This window comes from Pseudomonas gorinensis (genome assembly GCF_042015035.1).
GTDB classification, from domain to species: Bacteria; Pseudomonadota; Gammaproteobacteria; order Pseudomonadales; family Pseudomonadaceae; genus Aquipseudomonas; species Aquipseudomonas gorinensis.
In genome coordinates, this window is the sequence record NZ_CP167125.1 from 5,579,917 (window position 1) to 5,598,949 (window position 19,033).

Below are 19,033 nucleotides of genomic sequence, written 5' to 3' on the forward strand. Positions count from 1 at the left end.
ACAAGGACCTTCCATGCGCATCCTCGTGGTCAACGTCAACACCACCGAATCCATTACCGAAACCATCGCCCAACAAGCGCGGGCCGTGGCGTCGCCAGGCACCGAGATTGTCGGGCTCACCCCCTACTTCGGGGCTGAATCGGTGGAGGGCAATTTTGAAAGCTACCTGGCGGCCATCGCCGTCATGGACCGGGTGATGGCCTATGACCAGCCCTTCGATGCGGTGATCCAGGCCGGTTATGGCGAGCATGGCCGCGAAGGCTTGCAGGAGTTGCTCGACGTGCCGGTGGTGGACATCACCGAAGCGGCGGCCAGCACGGCGATGTTCCTCGGCCATGCCTACTCCGTGGTGACCACCCTGGACCGTACGGTGCCGCTGATCGAGGACCGCCTGAAGCTGGCCGGGCTGTACCAACGCTGCGCCTCGGTGCGCGCCAGTGGCATGGCGGTGCTGGAGCTGGAAGAAGACCCATTGGCCGCCATGGAAGCCATCGTGCGCCAGGCAGAGCTGGCGATCCGCGAGGACAAGGCCGAAGTGATCTGCCTGGGCTGCGGCGGCATGGCCGGGCTGGATGAGCAGATTCGCCAACGCACCGGGGTGCCGGTGGTGGACGGGGTAACGGCAGCGGTGACCATTGCCGAATCCCTGGTGCGGTTGGGGTTGTCGACATCGAAGATCAGGACTTACGCGACGCCACGGCCGAAGAAAGTCATTGGCTGGCCGACCCGGTTCGGCCACTGAAGATTAAAAGTGGGAGGGGCGCTGCTCCGTTTCAGATTGCGCTGAACTGCAGGCCCAGGCCCTGCCCCACAAACTGCTCGAGGATGAAATCCACAAACGCCCGGGTCTTGCCCGGCAGCAGTTTGTGTTCGGCGTAGTAGATGGAGATGTTGCCGTCATCGACGTACCAGTCGGGCAACACCCGCACCACCTCGCCACTGTGCAGAAACGGCACCGCCATCGGCATGCTTACCAGCGCGATACCCAGGCCTTGGGCGCTGGCACAGCAGGCGGCTTCGGAGTCACTCATGGTCATGCCGGGCTTGAGCTGCAGCGGGCGCTGTTCGCGGGCCAGGCTGGTCAGTTGCCAGGAGCGCACGCGGCCGGTTTGCGGTGAGCGGATGAGAATGCCGCTGCACCGCGACAAGTCTTCGGGCAGCAAAACCGCTGGGCGTTGCGCCAGGTAATCCGGCGATGCCACCAGCACCCGATGGGCGGGGGCCAACTTGCGCGCCACCACGCCCTGGGGCAGTTCAAAACCACCGCCGATGGCGGCATCGAAGCCCTGGCCGATCAGGTCGACCTGGCGGTTATCGAAATGCCAGTCCGGGCGGATATCCGGAAAGCGCTGCATAAACGCCCCCAGCAGCGGCACCACATAGCGGTTGCCAAATACGGTGCCCATGCTGACCTTGAGCGTGCCCACCGGCCGCCCTTCGGCGCTGGCCAGGTTGGCCACGGCGTTCTGGATGGTGGTGAGGCTGCCGCTGACCTCTTCGAGGAACAGCTTGCCGGCTTCGGTCAAGGCCAGGCGGCGGGTGCTGCGCTGGAACAGACGCACACCGAGGCGCACTTCCAGTTTGGCGACGCTTTTTCCTACCGCTGCCGGGGTCAGGCTCAAGTGCCGGGCCGCTTCGGCAAAGCTGCCGCCTTCGGCGCTGCGCACAAAGCATTCGATACTTCCAAAGCTCTCCATATCGCCCACTCTAAACTTTTGGTTTACACAGACTATAGCAATCACCGTCTACCGGCATGGACAGGCGAGGTCGATACTCGGTCCCATCAACAAGGCATACCGCCTTGGACCCTTTGGAGATCGACATGACCACCCACAACCTCAGCGGCAAAGTTGCCTTGATTCAAGGCGGTTCCCGTGGCATCGGCGCTGCCATCGTCAAGCGCCTGGCGGCGCAGGGCGCAGCCGTCGCGTTTACCTACGTCAGCTCGGCCGCCAAGGCTGAGGAACTGCAAAACGATGTGCTCAGCACAGGCGGCAAGGCCCTGGCGATCCACGCCGACAGTGCCGATGCGGCAGCGATTCGCAATGCCGTGAATGCCACCGTCAAAGCGTTTGGCCGCCTGGATATCCTGGTGAACAACGCTGGCGTACTGGCCATTGCACCGCTGGAAGACTTCAAGCTGGAAGACTTCGACCAGACGTTGGCGATCAACGTGCGCAGTGTGTTTATCGCGACCCAGGAAGCCGCCAAGCATATGGGCGAAGGTGGCCGGGTGATCAACATCGGCAGCACCAACGCCGAGCGCATGCCGTTTGGCGGGGGTGGGCCATACGCGATGAGCAAGGCCGCGCTGGTCGGTTTGACCAAAGGGTTGGCGCGAGACCTGGGGCCACGTGGGATCACCATCAATAATGTGCAACCGGGGCCGGTGGACACCGATATGAACCCGGCGAACAGCGAATTTGCCGAGAGCCTGATCGGGTTGATGGCAGTCGGGCGTTATGGGCATGTGGAAGAGATTGCCAGCTTTGTGGCGTATCTGGCCGGGCCTGAAGCCGGGTATATCACCGGTGCCAGCCTGACTATCGACGGTGGGTTCAGCGCCTGATTTTCTGAAGCCCTGCAAAACCAAATGAGGGAGAGGGAGCGACGATTCGACGTGTTCCCTCTTCTCAATAAAGTAACTTATTGATTTTTAAGTATTAAATCTTTCACTAAGCGACCGTTTTTTTGTGGTGAGCGGGCTTGTTGTGGCGAGCGGGCTTGCCCCGCGTTGGGCTGCGAAGCAGCCCCAAAACCTGGCGATTCAATATGCCTGGATAAACGCGGTAGCCTTATTGGGGCCGCTTCGCAGCCCAACGCGGGGCAAGCCCGCTCGCCACAACAAGCCCGTTCACCACAACAAGCCCGCTCGCCACAATAGCCCGCTCGCCACAGAGGCAGTGGGCCCTCCCACCGTTTGATCGTGGTGAATCAGGACATTGGCGGCAAGCCATAGGCCGCCAGGTCAAAGTCCGCGAGTTTGCGGATGATCTGGTCGGCGTGGTGGTACTTGCTGTCGGCCATGGCTTCATCAGGCACGGCGATGGCGGTCATGCGCGCGGCTTTTGCAGCGGTGACGCCGAACGGTGAGTCTTCGAACACCAGGCAGTCCTGTGGCGCGATACCCAGGCGGCGGGCGGCGGTGAGGAAGATGTCCGGCGCAGGTTTGGCGGCACCGACTTCCGGGTCGTCAGCGGTGACGATGGTGCCGAACAGGCTGAACCACTCGCGGTGCAGGGTGGTTTTATGGCCAAACGAATTGCGCGACGAACTGGTGCCCACGGCAATCGGAATATTGTGCGCCTTCAAGTGCCGCACCAACGCCTCGGCACCGGGCATGCCCAGGGCCCTGGGGAACCGCTCGCTCATCAGCGGTTCACGGATTTCGAGGAATTGCGCCGATGTGATCGGCAAGTCCAGCGCCTTGACCACGTAGTCGGCCAGGTCCTGGGCGCCTCGCCCGATGATGTGCTGCTTGATCCCCCAGTCATAGGTACGGCCGTAGCGTTCGGCGATGATCTGCGTCACTTCGGTGTAGATGCCTTCTGTATCCAGCAGCAAACCGTCCATATCGAAAATGACGGCCTTGATCGGAGCGGCGGTACGCGGTGCATTCATCACTACAGATCCTTGGGGGAAGGACTAAAAGGATTCAGCACAATAACGGCCCCCCTTGCCAGCAGGCAACCCTTTAGACTGTGGGGCCCTCCTTTTGAAGTGCCCGTGATGCTCTACCGTCTGGCCGCCGACAGCCTGGTGCTGTTCCATCTGTCCTTCATTGTGTTCGTGCTGTTCGGCGGGTTGCTCGCCCTCAAGTGGCGCGGGGTGCTGTGGCTGCATGGACCTGCGGTCGCCTGGGGCATTGCGGTGGAGGTGTTCCACCTGCCGTGTCCGCTGACCCGCTGGGAAAACCTGTTTCGCCACCTGGCCGGGCAAGACGGCTATGGCGGTGGCTTTATCGAGCATTACATCCTGACGCTGATCTACCCCGCCGGCCTGACGCCGAACATTCAACTGGTGTTGGGCGCCGTGGTGGTGCTGGTCAACCTTGCGGTGTATGTGCGCCTGACCAGGCGGGCGTAGGCAAGCAACCCAAGCCCTCCAATGTGGCCTCTACTGCCTGCTCCAGCGGGGTGTGGGGCTCGTGGCCGAGGGTCGCCAGCAAGCGCTGGTTATCCAGGCGCAACGGGGTGTGCCACAGGTAGCGCATCTCCTGCATCTCGCGCACGGTCACGACAAAGGGCATCGCCAACGTCAACAGCCACCAGGGGAACGCGCCGACCTGGGGTTGCTGGCCTGTCCGGCGCAACACCACGCGCTGGATCGCCTGGGTCATCTGCGTGCCATCCGTATCCACATGCCCGGCCATATGAAAACAGGCGAAGGCGTCGAGGGTCGCGCGGCGCTCGATCAACTCCAACACGGTACGCGCCACATCCGGCAGGTAGGCCCATTGATGAGCCACCCCAGGGGCACCGGGATAGCTGACGCGGCGTACGGGTTTGCCGGGTTTGACCAACCCTTGGGCAAACCAGTTATTGGCCAGCCGGGTACCGAAAAAGTCACCGGCGCGCACGATCAACACCCGGGCGCCCTGCTGGGACGCCTCCCGTAAACGTTGCTCAAGCTGGACCCGGATCGTGCCCTTGCGAGTCTGCGGGTGCTGGGGCGAGTCTTCGTGCAACACGGGAAACGCATCCGGCCCGAAGTTGTAGACCGTACCGGGCAGTACGATGGTGGCACCTTCGGCGATGGCGGCGGCGATGCTGTTGTCGATCATCGGCAGCACCTGCTCGGCCCAATGGCGGTAGCCCGGCGGGTTGACCCCGTGGACGATCACCGCGCAACCACGGGCGGCCGCGATCACCGCCGCGCGATCAAGGGCATCGCCCTTGAGCCAGGTAAGGGCGGGATTCTGGCGACGGGCCTTGTCGACATCCCGGGTCAACGCACACACCTCCCAGCCCGCCGCGCTCAACTGCCGCGCCACTTCGCCGCCAATGCCACCGGTGGCACCCAATACCAGAACCTTGCTCATCATCCTCTCCCACAGTGGTTGGTGAGGCCATTGTGTGCGCGGCCCTGCTATAGATAAATTGCCGAAGACCATCCAGTCGCTATACATTTATGCATGGCATCAAGCATTGGATGGGAGCTTTACCGGTCGTTCCTCGGGGTACTCAAGGAGGGGTCGCTGTCAGGGGCCGCGCGGCTGCTTGGCATTACACAGCCCACGGTCGGTCGGCACATCGCTGCGCTGGAAAGTGCCCTGGGCGTGGTGCTGTTCACCCGCTCCCCCACGGGCTTACTGCCCACCGCGGTAGCCCACACCTTGCGCGCCCATGCCGAAACCATGGAGCGCACCGCCGCCGCCCTTGAGCGCGCCGCGTCATCCCAGGGCGACGAAGTGCGCGGCGTGGTGCGCGTGTCGGCCAGCGAAGTGGTCGGCGTGGAAGTGCTGCCGTCGATCATCACGCACTTGCGCCGGCAGCACCCGCATCTCAAGGTCGAACTGGTACTGACCAACCGCCTCAGCGACCTGCTGCAACTGGAAGCCGACATCGCCGTGCGCATGGTGCGCCCAAGCCAGGAACAACTGCTGGCACAGCGCATCGGCCTGATCGAAGTCGGCCTGCACGCCCGCGACGATTACCTGCAACAACACGGCATACCACAGGTATTGAAAGACCTCACCGACCATTCGGTGATCGGCTACGACCAGGCCAACGCGTTTATCCGCAGCGTGGCCATCACCGGCTTCGAACGCAGCGACTTTGCCTTCAGCAGCGACAGCGACCTGGCCCAACTGGCCCTGATCCGCGCCGGCGCCGGTATCGGTGGATGCCAGGTGCAACTGGCCAAACGAGACCCGCGCTTGCGGCGCGTATTGCCGCAGGCCTTCGCGCTGAAACTCGACACCTGGGTGACCATGCATGAAGACCTGCGCAACAGCCCGCGCTGCCGGGTCACATTCGATGCCCTCGTGCAGGGTTTGCAGCGTTACGTACAGGATTGAGACAGCTTCACTGGTAAAGAATCAGACTCCCTCACTCCCTTCATAGACGCCCCCATGTCCGAAGCCTTCGAAGTCCCCAGCCCCCACGAAAAACACATCGAACACACCACTGAACATGCCCACGGACGCGGCGACAGTTTCGCCAGCCGCATCGCCGTGATGACCGCCCTGATGGCCACCTTGGGTGCCATGCTCAGCTACCAGGCCGGCTCCACCGAAAGCGAAGCGGCGATGGACAAGAACAACGCCGCCATCATCAAGACCGAAGCCGCCAACCAATGGAACTACTACCAGGCCAAATCCAGCCGGCAAAACCTGGCGGAACTGGCCACCCATATTCCTGGTGTGGACGCCGCGCACTACAAGGATGAGATCGAGCGCTACAGGAACCAGAAGGAAGAAGTGCGCAAGCAGGCCGAGAAACTCGAAGCGACCTCGAAAGCCTGGGATGAAAAATCCGAACAGGCACTGCACCAGCATCACCGCTGGGCCCAAGCGATGACCGCGATCCAGATCGCGATCTCGTTGGCGGCGATCACGTTGTTGACGAGGAAAGAGTGGTTGAAGCGGCTGTCATATACGGCAGCGGGTGTGGCGATGCTGCTGGGGAGCCTGGCCTGGTTGCATGTCTGAGGGGCATAAAAACCTTGCGAGTGCTGTCGCCCCCTGTGGCGAGCGGGCCTGTTGTGGCGAGCGGGCTTGCCCCGCGTTGGGCTGCGAAGCAGCCCCAATAAGGCCACCGCGTTTATCCAGGCATATTAAATCGCCAGGTTTTGGGGCCGCTTCGCAGCCCAACGCGGGCAAGCCCGCTCGCAACAACAGGCCCGCTCGCCACAGTAAGCCCGCTCACTACAACAGGCCCGCCACACAAATTCGGTCGTTTTATGCTTGAGAAGATTACGGCCTCGTTGACGCGTGGCTCATCAACCCCAGCAGGTGTTTTCGACAGAAAACGTCGTCGCACAGCCCCTTTGCGCTTTGGCTCTGCCTGCGAGTCGCTATATAGTTAAACGCATAACGCCTGATGCTATTCAACTCGAGGGAACACCGGTGTCCGCACACCCCAAAGAAGCCGTGGGCGCCGCCTACAGCATCGAATCCATGCGCTACGCCCAGGCCATGACCTGGCAAGCCATCGAACACCTCTCACAGCGCATCCGCCCTGGCATGCTCGAGTCCCAAGCGCGCGAACTGGGCAAGCAAGTGCTCGCCGACCTGAACATGCAACGCATCTGGCACCCGCTGCTGGTGCGCTTCGGCGCCAACACCCTCAAGACCTTCAAGCAACGCTCCGAAGGCGACCCGGTGCTGGGCGACAACGATATCTTCTTCATCGACATGGGCGCCGTGTGGCAAGGCCACGAAGGTGACGCCGGCGCGACATTCGCCACCGGCACCGACCCGGACATGATCGCCTGCGCCAGCGCCGCCAAGGAGCTGTTCGACCGCGTACAATCGCGCTGGAAAAACGACCAGGTGGTCGGCCTCGAACTCTACCGCTACGCCGAAGAACAAGCGCGCGCCATGGGCTGGCGGTTGAACCTGGACATCAAGGGCCACCGTGTCAGCGACTTTCCCCACGCCATTCATCGTGGCGGCGACCTGGGTGATTTCGAGCACTGTCCGAATGCCGGGTTGTGGATTCTCGAGATCCAGATCGCCCACCCGACCCAACCCTACGGCGCCTTCTACGAAGACCTGCTCGCCTGACCCTTCAAGGAACAGAAATGGAACGCTCAACCGAATTTCCCGTGCTGTTGTTTTCCTACGGCACCTTGCAGGACAAAGCCGTACAACTGGCTAACTTCGGCCGCGAACTGAGCGGCCATCACGACGCCATGCTGGGCTACTCGCAACGCTGGGTAGAAATCACCGACCCGCACGTCCTGGCCACCAGTGGCAAGACCCATCATCCGATCGTGGCGCCGACCCTCGAGCAAGGCGCCAGCGTCGACGGGATGGTGTTCCAGATCACCGAGCAGGAGCTGGCGGCGGCGGATGCTTACGAAGTGTCGGACTACAAGCGGGTATCGGTGGCGCTGGCCTCGGGCCTCACCGCGTGGGTGTATGTGCAAGCCTGACGCAGGCGCTTTTATTTCAATCTGTTACAGGAGCGATTAAAGTGTCGCCCCCGAGAATTGAATCTCGGGATTCAGCCCATGGAGTTACTCAGTGAAGTACGTCAGTAAAGTGGTTGCAGCAGCTGTTCTCGGTTTCGCCCTCGCAGGTTGCACCGGCACCGCCATCAAATCCCCGCAGTACGACAGCAATCAATACACCGTGCTGGGCCACAGCGAAGCCAGCGCCACCGGCATCATGCTGTTCGGCGTCATCCCGATCGGCCAGAACAGCCGTTTCGTGCGTGCACAGGATGCTGCCATCAAGGCAAAAGGCGGCGACGCGCTGATCAACACACAAGTACAGGAAAAATGGTTCTGGGCTTGGGTGCTGAGCGGTTACACCACCAACATTTCCGGTGATGTGATCAAGCTGAAAAAAGCGCAATAAACCTCACGTTGCTGTATTCGCCCGGGATTTAACCCGAGTGAGCGACGTATCATGGGCCAACCTTCCGAGGATGGCCCATGAACCTCAGTATCGTCTACGCACTCGCCGCCGCCGCGCTGTTCGGCGCCAGCACCCCGCTCGCCAAAAGCCTCGGCCTGGGCCTCTCGCCCATCTTGCTCGCCGGCCTGCTCTACCTCGGCAGCGGTATTGGCCTGAGTGCCGTACGCCTCATCCGTGATCGCGGCTGGAAACCCACCGGCCTGACCGCACCTGAATGGCCCTGGCTGCTCGGTGCCATCGCATTCGGCGGCATCCTCGGCCCCGTGGCCCTGATGTTCGGCCTTACCCGCACCACCGGCTCGACGGCCTCCCTGATGCTCAACCTAGAATCGGTACTGACCGCCGTCATCGCCTGGCTGGTATTCCGGGAAAACGCGGATCGACGCATCGTCCTCGGCATGCTCGCCATCGTGCTGGGCGGCGTCGTGCTGTCATGGCCCGAAGGCGGCGGCCCAAGCCACGACTGGACCGGCCCGCTGGCAGTAGCCGTGGCCTGCCTGTGCTGGGGGATCGATAACAACCTGACGCGCAAGGTGTCGGCGTCGGACGCACTGTTTATCGCCGGCGCCAAGGGGTTGATGGCGGGCCTGGTCAATTGCAGCCTGGCGCTTTATCTCGGCGCGCAGCTACCCAGTGCCGCGCAACTGGGGCCGATCCTGTTGGTCGGCTTCCTGGGCTACGGCATCAGCCTGGTCCTGTTTGTACTGGCACTGCGCGGGCTGGGCAGCGCGCGCACGGGGGCCTATTTCTCGACCGCGCCATTCCTGGGCGCCGCGATTGCGCTGCTGGCGTTGGGGGAGTCGGTGTCAGCGGCCTTCTGGATAGCGTCCGCGCTGATGGCCGTAGGGGTGTGGCTGCACCTGACGGAGCGGCACGCCCATGAGCATCAACATGAAGCGACTGAGCACGGGCATTGGCATGTGCACGATGAACATCACCAGCATGAGCATGGGTTTGAGTGGGATGCGAAGGTGCCACATAGTCATGTGCATATGCATGGTGCGATGAAGCATAGCCATGCACATTTTCCGGATGTGCATCATCGGCATAGGCATTGAAGAGGGGTTGGGGGGCGTGTGATCGGCGGTCTTTTAAATATGAGTCACGTACCTGTCCCAGCGCTGTCCCAGATGACTTTTTTCAGACGCAAAAAACCACAAAACCCCGACTTTCTATAGGAAAATCATGGGTTTGCGTTTACAGAATATGGCGATGAAGGAGAGATTCGAAAGTACCCGCTTGCAGTTTTCGAAACCAAGGCCCCGGTTTACAAGGGCTGCAGCCGGTGGGGCGCGCAGGATCAGTCTCATATCAGTCCCATGGGTTAAATGCACCAGGTTGCAGAAAATGGTCGGAACAGGCGTTTTGAGTGATTTATGTTGAGGCAGGGGAAAAAGGTAATTTTGGTAATGAGCCGTAAAAAATCGAATAAAGCTTAATAAAATCAGATAGTTGATGTAGTTTTATAGAGGTAATGATAAGGTAAGTAAGTGGTTAGAAAGTTACTTTCAGAGCTAGTAATGCCAGTGAGCCGCCAAACCCAGTAAAATCGGGGCTCGAACAAAATATTACCTCTGGTCGAAAACACCTTCGGTCATTATCTGGACCTTTGGTTGCGAATCAAGGCCAACAGCGTGGCGGCATCGAGCTACCGAGGCTATGCCAACAAGGCCGAAGTGCATGTGCGGCCGCGATGAGGCAAGGGCAAATCAACGCGATTGATTACATAGACCTGCAGGAATGGATTCAGGGCACCCTTTCCAAAACCCTCAAAAACAAGACCATCTACGACATTATCAGCAACGTGCGCCAGCTGTTGCGGCTCTACCGTACCCGCATGAAAGTCGCCCACGCCCCCACCGAAGGCTTGATGGTGCGACTGCCTGATCCCCAGGCGCCGGACCGGTTTACCCGGGCGGAAATCAAACAGATCCTGGAAACACCGATCACGCGCACCGATGAACTGCTGATGGTGCAATTCATGCTCTGGGCCGGCCCCCATGTGTCTGAAACTATTGCCTTGGCTTGGGAGGATGTCGACCTGGAACAAGGTACGGTGACCTTTCGCCGATCGAAGGTAAGCAGCGCCTATCGAGTCACCAAAACCCGGCGTTCGATGCGCAAAGTTCGTTTGTTGGCGCCCGCTTGGGATGCCTTACGGAAGCTCGATGCACTGACTCGAAAACGAAAAGCGGAAACCGTGGAGGTTGTTGAGAGGGACAACAAGACCGTACGCCGACACACATTGCATTTCGTGTTCTTGAATACCAAAAGCGGACTGCCGCACGCCAACGATTTTGTCGTGCGTGACCGGTTCTTCAAAGCTCACTTGCTCGCGGCAGGGGTGCTTTACCGCGGACCTGGCCAGGTCGGCACACATACGCCAGTCAGTTGCTGACCAACGGCGTGGCGTCGATCGACTGGATAGCCGAACAGATGGGACATACCAACGGAAACATGATTCGCCAACATTATGGGACGTGGATCAATGAAGATGAGCCGGATGTGGTGGGGATGCTGCAATTGGCTTTAAAACTCTCGCCGACCGCAGCTCTCCAGTGATCCAATAAAGCCTCTGCGCGAGCAACTCTGTTTTTCACGAAGAATTAACTAGCCCCTCAAATATCTTAAATGCAGAGGGGCCTTACTTAATTGATCAGAAATATGCGCACATTAAAATTAAAGCATTTACGAGCCTTGAATATTTCTTGGCAAATTTGATAGAGGCATCGGCAAGTCAGCCAAGGCAATTCTGCGATCCAGAATAAACTGACGAATTAAAGCTACAACCGAACCTAAAAACAGCCCGACCAATAAAGCAAACGCAAAAATTGTTAATTTGGAAACTCCCATAGGCCCAATCGGCTCTTGAGCTCGACGATCAATAGATACCAACTTCAGAGCACTCATATCAGTATTTATATTACGCAGTCGAGCTCTCTCAGCTCTCAAAGGCTCAATATTTTGTAAAAAAATGTCTTCATTTTTACGCTGATTGAGAACTTCAGCCTCACGATTAACCTCCAGCATCTTTAACTCTTTTCCAATTTCCGCAATACGCTCGCTTACGAAGTCGTTATCAGAACGTTGCCTTAACATAGCCCGCTCTGCTTCAAGCGCATCGGTACCCAAAAAATAAAGTGGCATGGTCTGATTATTTATTTCAGTACTTATAATTTGACGCCCCCCCCCTGTCGATGCGTTGGATATGGAGGATGGGGTCGACGGATACTTTATACCCATCGTTTTAGCAATTGAAATAGCTTCGGACAACTCAGCTATACGATTGGTCCGTATTACATCCAATTGCAGACGAAGTCCTGCTATCTCATCTTTTAGTTTGGCCCGCCTAACATTGTCATTTTCAAGTAACTGGGCAATTTTAGATTCTTTATCAGTCTCATAATTTGAGCGAGCCGCACTTAGTTTACCTTGTACCTCTGCGAGCCGATTTTTTACGATAACCTTTAAGTCAGCACCAATCTCCTGACGCTCCATTGCTAGAGCATAATCAACAAAACCGTTAAGTATAGCAACTCCATCTACGCCATCTAGATAACGCATATCCAGACCAATGTAACTGCTAATCTCTGTTTTTTTAGGATCGGGAAAAACCATACTTATAGAGTTAAGATTAAAAAACTCAAAGCCTTGTTCGAGAGTCTGACCTGGCTTATTAAAAGCTTCAAATAGCTCTGGATGAGACTTAAAGAAACCAAACCGAGCTTCGTAAGAGTCCAACCGAGCAGCAACCTTATTCAGAGCTTCAGTGGGAGGCAGTGTATATACTTGAGATCGATTGAGTGCATCTAAATCATTGATAGCCGTGGGTCGTAACAAGGAGCTAACCGTGTACTCTTTGGGCATTGATAAAGCAAAGACCAACCCTGTGATTCCAGCAAACACTGTGAATCCTAAGACCAAAAATCGTTGTTTCCATATGTTATGAAAAAGCGCGACTAAGTCTACTTCATCTGATGCCATTATTTGGCGGGTATCTGAGAGATTACTCAAACTCGATTCATCCTGAATATCGATACTACTGAGAGAGGGCTTGCGCTTCTTGTGTGAGACGAGATCAATACTAGCAACCTAGGAATGATGATCAGCCTCAGGTTAGCGTTAGCATCCTAATCTTAGGGGGCTACCCTTGCAACTGAGTCCCAAGGCCCGCCGCCAGCTTAGGACAAAAAAACAGCCATCTGTCCCAAATCTGTCCCATAAGGCCTTTTTTGAAAGGTCAAAAAGCACAAACCCCCAACTTTCTCTTGGAAAATCAGGGGTTTGTGTTTGTAGAATGTGGCGGTGAAGGAGAGATTCGAACTCTCGATACAATTTCTTGTATACACACTTTCCAGGCGTGCTCCTTAAGCCACTCGGACACTTCACCGTATCTCGTCAAACCAGTTCAGTCTGTCGAGGCGCGCTAATGTAGTCGAAAGCCTTTCTGATGGCAAAGGTTTTTTTCAGAATTTTCATGCGGTTAGGGGGTATGTCGGCGTGGGGGCGGCGCAGGAGGGTGATTGTGCCAATCTCAGGCACTGATCGCGAGGGTCTACCCTGGCTGCTGTGCCCTGCCCTAGGCCGTCTGCCGTCGGGTATACGGGAAAAGTCTGACTGGGTAGTCAGTCATGGTGCTTTACCAGGGCGGGCGTGGTGGGTAACGTCTGCTGCATACGTCTATAACAAATCCTACAAGGAACCGCGTCATGAGTGAGTTGATCTCCTACCACCTCGAAGACGGTATCGCCACACTGACCTTGAGCAACGGCAAGGTGAACGCCATTTCTCCAGCGGTGGTCAGCGCATTTAACGAAGCGCTGGATCAGGCAGAGAAAGACCGGGCGGTGGTGATCATCACCGGTACACCGGGGATTTTGTCGGGTGGCTACGATTTGAAGGTGATGACGGCCGGCCCTAAAGAGGCTATCAGCCTGGTGACGTCGGGCTCGACGCTGGCACGTCGCCTGTTGTCGCACCCGTTCCCGGTGATCGTCGCTTGCCCAGGCCATGCGGTGGCCAAGGGCGCGTTCCTGCTGTTGTCGGTGGATTATCGGATTGGTGTCGAGGGCCCGTTCAGTATCGGCCTGAATGAGGTGGCGATCGGCATGACCATGCACCATGCGGGTATCGAACTGGCGCGGGATCGTCTGCGTAAGTCGGCGTTTCATCGCTCGGTGATCAATGCCGAGATGTTTGACCCGCAGGGCGCGTTGCAGGCCGGCTTCCTCGATAAGGTGGTGGCGCCGGAGGAGTTGCACGCAGCGGCGCTGGAAGCCGCACGGCAGTTGAAGAAGCTCAATATGAACGCGCACAAGCACACCAAGTTGAAAGTGCGCAGTGGGCTGCTGGAAGCCTTGGACGATGCCATCATCCAGGATCAGGGTCATATCCTCAGCTAATCGCCTACACCTGCTGCACCAAAGCCCGACCTTGAGTCGGGCTTTTTCTTACAGGCATATCCGAATCATCCCTCACCGCTCTAGACAGGCTCTGTCAGCACTTGTTGAAACATGTACTTAAACATCGCCTATCTCCTTCCTATTTAGGCGCAATTGCCGAATTCAGTGCACATCCGTACACTGCGCCCACTTTTGTCTCGATGAGCCGTATCGATGCTTTTTCTGTTGCGTATGTTGTTGATGGGTCTGCACTTTATCGCCGCCGGTGGGCTGGGCGTGCTGGTGGGAATCTGCCGACCGTTCAACCCGGACAACAGCCGCCTGTGTGCCCGCCTGTATGCACTGCCGGCCATGTGGATCTTGCGCCTGAACGTGAAGGCCGACGTGGACTCGTTGCGCAACAAGCCCGGTACGTGCGTGATCATCGCCAACCACCAGTCCAACTATGACTTGTTTGTGCTCGGCACCGTGGTGCCGCACCGCACGGTGTGCATCGCCAAGAAAAGCCTGAAATGGGTGCCGTTGTTCGGCCAGTTGTTCTGGCTGGCGGGCAATGTGCTGATCGACCGGGGCAATGCATACAAGGCACGCCGGGCGATGCTGACCACCACCCATACCTTGCAGCACAAGGACACGTCGATCTGGGTATTCCCGGAAGGCACGCGTAACCTGGGCAGTGGCCTGATGCCGTTCAAGAAGGGCGCGTTTCATATGGCGGTGGCCGCGGGTGTGCCAATCGTGCAGGTGTGCGTGAGCAATTACGTCACCCATATGCGACTGAACCGCTGGAACAGCGGTGATGTACTCATACGCTCATTGCCGCCGATTCCTACCATCGGCCTGACTTCGGATGACATCCCGGCGTTGATGCAGGCGTGTCATGCGCAGATGGATGAGTGCATCAAGGCAATGGACCTGGAACTGCAAAGTGCCGCAACAATAGAACTCGCTTCAAGCTAAGCTGCCCAACACCTGTCCTCCTAATAAGAAGTGATCAGCATCATGGGTAGAGTTGTTGCGGCCGCTGTGTACAGCGCCGGAAAGAAAGTTACTGATATCACCCTTGACGAAGGCGCGGCCTGGGCCGCCAAACCCGGTCACTTTGTGTGGATCGGCCTGGAAGAACCCAACGCCCAGGAGCTGGCCAACCTGCAACGCCAGTTCAACCTGCATGAGCTGGCCATCGAAGACGCCCTGGAAAAACACAGCCGCCCGAAGCTGGAAACGTTTGGCGACGCGCTGTTTATCGTCACTTACTCACCGGTGCGCGAGAACGGCAAGCTGGTGTTTATCGAGACCCATATCTTCGCCGGCAACGGCTACATCATCACGGCGCGCAACGGCCATTCAGCGTCCTACGGTTTTGTGCGCCAACGCTGTGAGGCGCGGCCGTTATTGCTGGAGCATGGGGAGGATTTTGTCCTCTATGCCCTGCTGGATTTCGTCACCGAAAACTACCAGCCAGTGAGCGAGGCGATCCACGCCGAGATCGATGAGCTGGAGCGCAACGTGCTGTGCAGCTCGCTGAGTGAGCGCGATATCCAGAACCTTCACGGCCTGCGTCGTGATGTGTTGCGGCTCAAGCGCTATGTGGCGCCGATGGTGGAGATCAGCCAGGAATTGCAGAAGTTGAGCTTCCCGTTTATCGACAAGAACATGCGCCCGTATTTCCGTGACGTGCAGATCCACGTGACGCGGCAGATGGAAGACCTCACCACCCTGCGCGACATTGCCAGCCAGACCATCGAGATCGGGGTGTTGCTGGAAGCGTCGCGCCAGAGTGTGGTGCAACGCAAGTTCGCCGCGTGGGCAGCGATCCTGGCGTTCCCCACGGCGGTCGCGGGGATCTATGGGATGAACTTCCAGAACATGCCCGAGCTGCAGTGGCACTACGGCTATTTCGGGGTGTTGGGGTTCATCGCTTTAGGCTGTACCGGACTGTGGGCCAGCTTCAAGCGCTCGGGCTGGCTTTGACCTTGGCCTCGGGCTTGTGTGCCACAAAGCGCATCATCCATTCCGCCACGGTGACGCCGTGGTGGTCGCGTTCGAGGCTGGCCACGCCGTTGGTGTAGACCTTTTCGCCCAAGGTTGTCTGAAGTATCTCCAGCAGTTCGCGGGAATAGTCGTGGACAAATTCCGGGTGTCCCTGGAAGCACAGCACCTGGTCGCCGATGTGATACGCGGCGAACGGGCAAAAATCGCTGGAGGCAATGACCGTGGCATTTTCCGGCAAGGTGGTGACCTGATCCTGATGGCTGATCAATAGCGTTAGTTCAGGCACCTCCGGGCTCATCCAAGGGGCCTTGGCGTCGAGCTTGTAGTCGTGGATGCCCATGCCCCAGCCCTGGCCGGCGCGCTCGGTCTTGCCGCCCAACAGCAGCGCCAGCAATTGGTGACCGAAGCAGATGCCCAGCAACTTGTCGCCGCGCTGGTAGCGTTCGAGCAGGTAGGTCTTGAGGGTCTGGATCCAAGGGTCGGTACCGAAGGAGTCGGCTTTGCTACCGGTCACCAGGTAGGCGTCGAACACTTCGTCGTCCGAGGGGTATTCACCCTGCACCACGTTGTACACGACAAATTCGGCGGGAATCGGCTGCTTGGAGAACAGGCGCTTGAACATCTGCCCGTAACCTTGGTACTGATCGATCAAGCCTGGACGCAGGATATCGGTTTCCAGGATGCAGACGCGTAGCGACATAAAAAATACCTGACACGGCGATGGGAATATTGAACACCCCAAGAGCCTGCCTTGAAATACCCCTCCAAGGCAAGCCCCGCAGGATGCTCTTTGTGGGAGAGGGGCTGGCTCCCGGCAGCGGTGATCCAGCCACTGTATTCTGTGACTGATGCTCCGCTATCGGGGTGTAGCCCCCTCCCACAGGTTGATCACCGAAATACTTCACCCCGCGCCGCTTTCTCCAGCAGCAACGCCGGCGGCGTAAAGCGTTCACCATATTGCTCGGCCAGGTAGCGCGACCGCGCGATGAAGTCGTTCAAGCCGTACTGATTGATAAACTGCAACGCGCCCCCGCTCCACGCCGCAAAGCCAATCCCGAAGATTGACCCCACGTTGGCGTCCGCGGTGGACATCAACACGCCCTCCTCCACGCATCGCACGGTCTCGATGGCCTGGATAAACAGCAAACGGTCGCGCACATCCTGCGCTGGAATCTGCTGGTCGGCTCGCTCAAAGCGCGCCTTCAACTCAGGCCACAAATGCTTCTGCCCGCCCGCCGGGTACTCGTAGAAACCGCCCCCCGCCGCCTTGCCCCCGCGTTTGTACTCGTTGACCAGCAGATCAATCACCACCGTCGCCGGATGGGTCGGCACGGTTTTACCTTCGGCTTGCAGGTCTTTGGCGGTTTGCTGTCGGATATGGCTCATCAGGCTGAGGGATACCTCGTCGGACACCGCCAGTGGCCCCACCGGCATGCCCGCCTTGCGCGCTTCGGTCTCGATCATCGGCGCGGCCACGCCTTCGCCGAGCATGGCGATGCCTTCGTTGGTAAAGGTGCCGAACACCCGCGAGGTGAAGAAGCCGCGGCTGTCGTTGACCACAATCGGGGTTTTCTTGATTTGCAGGACGAAGTCGAAACCACGGGCCAGGGTTTCTTCCGAGGTATGGGCGCCCTTGATGATCTCCACCAACGGCATCTTGTCCACCGGGCTGAAGAAGTGCAGGCCGATAAACTTGCCTGGGTCGGGCACGGCCGTGGCCAGGCCGCTGATGGGCAAGGTCGAGGTGTTGGAAGCGATCACCGCGTCGCTGCCGACCACGCGGTGCGCAGCGGCGCTGACCTTGGCCTTGAGGTCGCGGTCTTCGAACACCGCTTCAATGATCAGGTCGCAACCGCCCAGGTCGGCGTCATCCTGGGTTGGATGAATGCGCGCCAAGATGCTTTCCCGCTGCCCGGCGGTCAATTGCCCACGGCTGACCTTCTTGTCCAACAACGCAGCCGTGTGCGCCTTGCCCTTTTCGGCGGCGGCCAGGCTGATGTCCTTGAGCACCACGTCAATGCCTGCGCTGGCGCTGACGTAGGCGATCCCCGCCCCCATCATGCCGGCGCCAAGCACGCCGACCTTGCGTGTCACATAGGTGGCAAACCCTTGGGGCCGCGAACGGCCGGCGTTGATTTCATTGAGCTGGAACCAGAAGGTGCCGATCATGTTCTTCGCCACTTGCCCGGTGACCAGCTCGGTGAAGTAGCGGGTTTCGATCAGGTGCGCGGTGTCGAAATCCACCTGGGCACCCTCCACGGCGGCACTGAGAATGTTCTCCGGAGCCGGGAAGCAGCCGTTGGTTTTGCTGCGCAGGATCGACGGTGCGATGGCGAGCATTTGCGCGACTTTCGGGTTCGACGGCGTACCACCAGGGATCTGGAAAGTCTTGGTGTCCCAAGGCTGTTTCGCCTCAGGGTTGGCGAGAATCCAGGCGCGGGACTTGGCCAGCAGCTCATCGAGATCCGCCGCCAGTTCATCGATCAAGCCGGCTTGCAGCGCCTGTTGCGGCCGCACTTTCTTGCCTTCGAGCAAATACGGCAGGGCCTTTTCCAACCCCAGCATGCGCACCATGCGCACCACCCCGCCGCCGCCCGGCAACAGGCCCAGGGTGACTTCCGGCAGCCCCAGTTGCACCGACGGGTTATCCAGCGCGACCCGATGATGGCAGGCCAGGCAGATCTCCCAGCCACCGCCAAGGGCCGCGCCGTTGATCGCGGCCACCACGGGTTTGCCGAGGGTTTCCAGACGGCGCAGTTGCGCCTTCAACACCAGCACGCTGTCGTAGAAATCCTTGGCGTGGGCCTTGTCGACCTTGATCAGTTCATTGAGGTCGCCACCGGCGAAGAATGTCTTCTTCGCCGACGTGACGATCACGCCGGCAAGCGTGTGCTTTTCCGCTTCCAGGCGCGCAACGGTGGCTGCCATGGCCTCACGGTACACGGCGTTCATGGTGTTGGCGCTCTGGCCGGGCATATCGAGGGTGAGCACCGCGATCTGGTCCTGGCCTTTTTCGTATCGGATAGCTTGGGTCATGACAATTCCTTGG

The 19,033-nt window shown here is 58.8% G+C and carries 18 protein-coding genes, 1 tRNA gene and 1 pseudogene; 13 read left to right on the forward strand and 7 right to left on the reverse strand.

What is annotated here, in order from left to right; genetic code table 11:
- Positions 1 to 13: 13 nt before the first annotated feature.
- The gene (locus AB7933_RS25185) at positions 14 to 742 is read left to right on the forward strand and encodes an aspartate/glutamate racemase family protein (protein WP_024076902.1); all 729 of its coding nucleotides are present in this window, start codon (positions 14 to 16) and stop codon (positions 740 to 742) included.
- 31 nt (positions 743 to 773) lie between these two features.
- Here the strand turns inward: AB7933_RS25185 and AB7933_RS25190 are convergent, their stop codons facing one another.
- Positions 774 to 1,697, reverse strand: coding sequence for a LysR family transcriptional regulator (locus tag AB7933_RS25190; protein WP_024076903.1), 924 nt, complete (start codon positions 1,695 to 1,697; stop codon positions 774 to 776).
- Between the two features lie 125 nt (positions 1,698 to 1,822).
- Here AB7933_RS25190 and AB7933_RS25195 point away from each other — a divergent pair, with 125 nt between their 5' ends.
- Complete coding sequence (locus tag AB7933_RS25195; RefSeq protein ID WP_024076904.1) at positions 1,823 to 2,569, forward strand: 3-oxoacyl-ACP reductase family protein; 747 nt, start codon at positions 1,823 to 1,825, stop codon at positions 2,567 to 2,569.
- 365 nt (positions 2,570 to 2,934) lie between these two features.
- Here the strand turns inward: AB7933_RS25195 and AB7933_RS25200 are convergent, their stop codons facing one another.
- Positions 2,935 to 3,621, reverse strand: coding sequence for an HAD-IA family hydrolase (locus AB7933_RS25200; RefSeq protein WP_024076905.1), 687 nt, complete (start codon positions 3,619 to 3,621; stop codon positions 2,935 to 2,937).
- Positions 3,622 to 3,729: 108 nt separating this feature from the next.
- On the opposite strand from AB7933_RS25200, the gene AB7933_RS25205 reads away from it, so the two are divergent.
- Positions 3,730 to 4,086 (forward strand): DUF2784 domain-containing protein, encoded by a 357-nt coding sequence (locus AB7933_RS25205; protein WP_024076906.1) that lies wholly within the window; start codon positions 3,730 to 3,732, stop codon positions 4,084 to 4,086.
- On the opposite strand, the gene AB7933_RS25210 is transcribed toward AB7933_RS25205, so the two are convergent.
- Positions 4,046 to 5,041, reverse strand: coding sequence for an NAD-dependent epimerase/dehydratase family protein (locus tag AB7933_RS25210; protein WP_024076907.1), 996 nt, complete (start codon positions 5,039 to 5,041; stop codon positions 4,046 to 4,048). The genes AB7933_RS25205 and AB7933_RS25210 overlap by 41 nt on opposite strands.
- Before the next feature lie 93 nt (positions 5,042 to 5,134).
- Here AB7933_RS25210 and AB7933_RS25215 point away from each other — a divergent pair, with 93 nt between their 5' ends.
- The 7 genes and pseudogenes from AB7933_RS25215 (at position 5,135) to AB7933_RS25245 (ending at position 11,149) form a co-directional block, all read left to right on the forward strand.
- Positions 5,135 to 6,019, forward strand: coding sequence for a LysR family transcriptional regulator (locus AB7933_RS25215; RefSeq protein WP_024076908.1), 885 nt, complete (start codon positions 5,135 to 5,137; stop codon positions 6,017 to 6,019).
- Between the two features lie 54 nt (positions 6,020 to 6,073).
- The gene (locus AB7933_RS25220) at positions 6,074 to 6,652 is read left to right on the forward strand and encodes a DUF4337 domain-containing protein (RefSeq protein WP_024076909.1); all 579 of its coding nucleotides are present in this window, start codon (positions 6,074 to 6,076) and stop codon (positions 6,650 to 6,652) included.
- A 417-nt stretch (positions 6,653 to 7,069) separates the two neighbouring features.
- Positions 7,070 to 7,729, forward strand: coding sequence for a M24 family metallopeptidase (locus AB7933_RS25225; RefSeq protein WP_024076910.1), 660 nt, complete (start codon positions 7,070 to 7,072; stop codon positions 7,727 to 7,729).
- Between the two features lie 17 nt (positions 7,730 to 7,746).
- Complete coding sequence (locus AB7933_RS25230; RefSeq protein WP_024076911.1) at positions 7,747 to 8,100, forward strand: gamma-glutamylcyclotransferase family protein; 354 nt, start codon at positions 7,747 to 7,749, stop codon at positions 8,098 to 8,100.
- A gap of 91 nt (positions 8,101 to 8,191) precedes the next feature.
- A complete protein-coding gene (locus tag AB7933_RS25235) occupies positions 8,192 to 8,527 on the forward strand; it encodes a hypothetical protein (RefSeq protein ID WP_024076912.1) in 336 nt (111 codons plus the stop codon).
- Between the two features lie 77 nt (positions 8,528 to 8,604).
- On the forward strand, positions 8,605 to 9,645 hold the full coding sequence (locus AB7933_RS25240; RefSeq protein WP_024076913.1) for a DMT family transporter: 1,041 nt from the start codon (positions 8,605 to 8,607) through the stop codon (positions 9,643 to 9,645).
- A 507-nt stretch (positions 9,646 to 10,152) separates the two neighbouring features.
- Positions 10,153 to 11,149, forward strand: a pseudogene (locus AB7933_RS25245) (tyrosine-type recombinase/integrase).
- Between the two features lie 126 nt (positions 11,150 to 11,275).
- Here the strand turns inward: AB7933_RS25245 and AB7933_RS25250 are convergent.
- Complete coding sequence (locus AB7933_RS25250; RefSeq protein WP_024076914.1) at positions 11,276 to 12,601, reverse strand: Wzz/FepE/Etk N-terminal domain-containing protein; 1,326 nt, start codon at positions 12,599 to 12,601, stop codon at positions 11,276 to 11,278.
- Between the two features lie 286 nt (positions 12,602 to 12,887).
- Positions 12,888 to 12,977, reverse strand: a tRNA-Ser gene (locus AB7933_RS25255).
- Between the two features lie 319 nt (positions 12,978 to 13,296).
- Here AB7933_RS25255 and AB7933_RS25260 point away from each other — a divergent pair.
- From AB7933_RS25260 to AB7933_RS25270, 3 genes are all read left to right on the forward strand, one after another.
- Positions 13,297 to 13,989, forward strand: coding sequence for a crotonase/enoyl-CoA hydratase family protein (locus tag AB7933_RS25260; protein WP_024076915.1), 693 nt, complete (start codon positions 13,297 to 13,299; stop codon positions 13,987 to 13,989).
- A 213-nt stretch (positions 13,990 to 14,202) separates the two neighbouring features.
- Positions 14,203 to 14,949, forward strand: a complete 747-nt coding sequence (locus AB7933_RS25265; protein ID WP_024076916.1) for a lysophospholipid acyltransferase family protein — start codon at positions 14,203 to 14,205, stop codon at positions 14,947 to 14,949.
- A 42-nt stretch (positions 14,950 to 14,991) separates the two neighbouring features.
- Complete coding sequence (locus AB7933_RS25270; RefSeq protein WP_041161284.1) at positions 14,992 to 15,963, forward strand: magnesium and cobalt transport protein CorA; 972 nt, start codon at positions 14,992 to 14,994, stop codon at positions 15,961 to 15,963.
- Here AB7933_RS25270 and AB7933_RS25275 read toward each other — a convergent pair.
- Entirely contained in the window at positions 15,941 to 16,684 is a 744-nt protein-coding gene (locus AB7933_RS25275) for an amidotransferase (RefSeq protein ID WP_024076918.1), read from the reverse strand. The two genes, AB7933_RS25270 and AB7933_RS25275, sit on opposite strands and share 23 nt — an antisense overlap.
- A gap of 188 nt (positions 16,685 to 16,872) precedes the next feature.
- Positions 16,873 to 19,020 carry a 3-hydroxyacyl-CoA dehydrogenase NAD-binding domain-containing protein gene (locus AB7933_RS25280; RefSeq protein WP_024076919.1) on the reverse strand — a complete coding sequence of 716 codons (2,148 nt, stop codon included), beginning with the start codon at positions 19,018 to 19,020 and terminating at the stop codon, positions 16,873 to 16,875.
- Between the last annotated feature and the right edge of the window lie 13 nt (positions 19,021 to 19,033).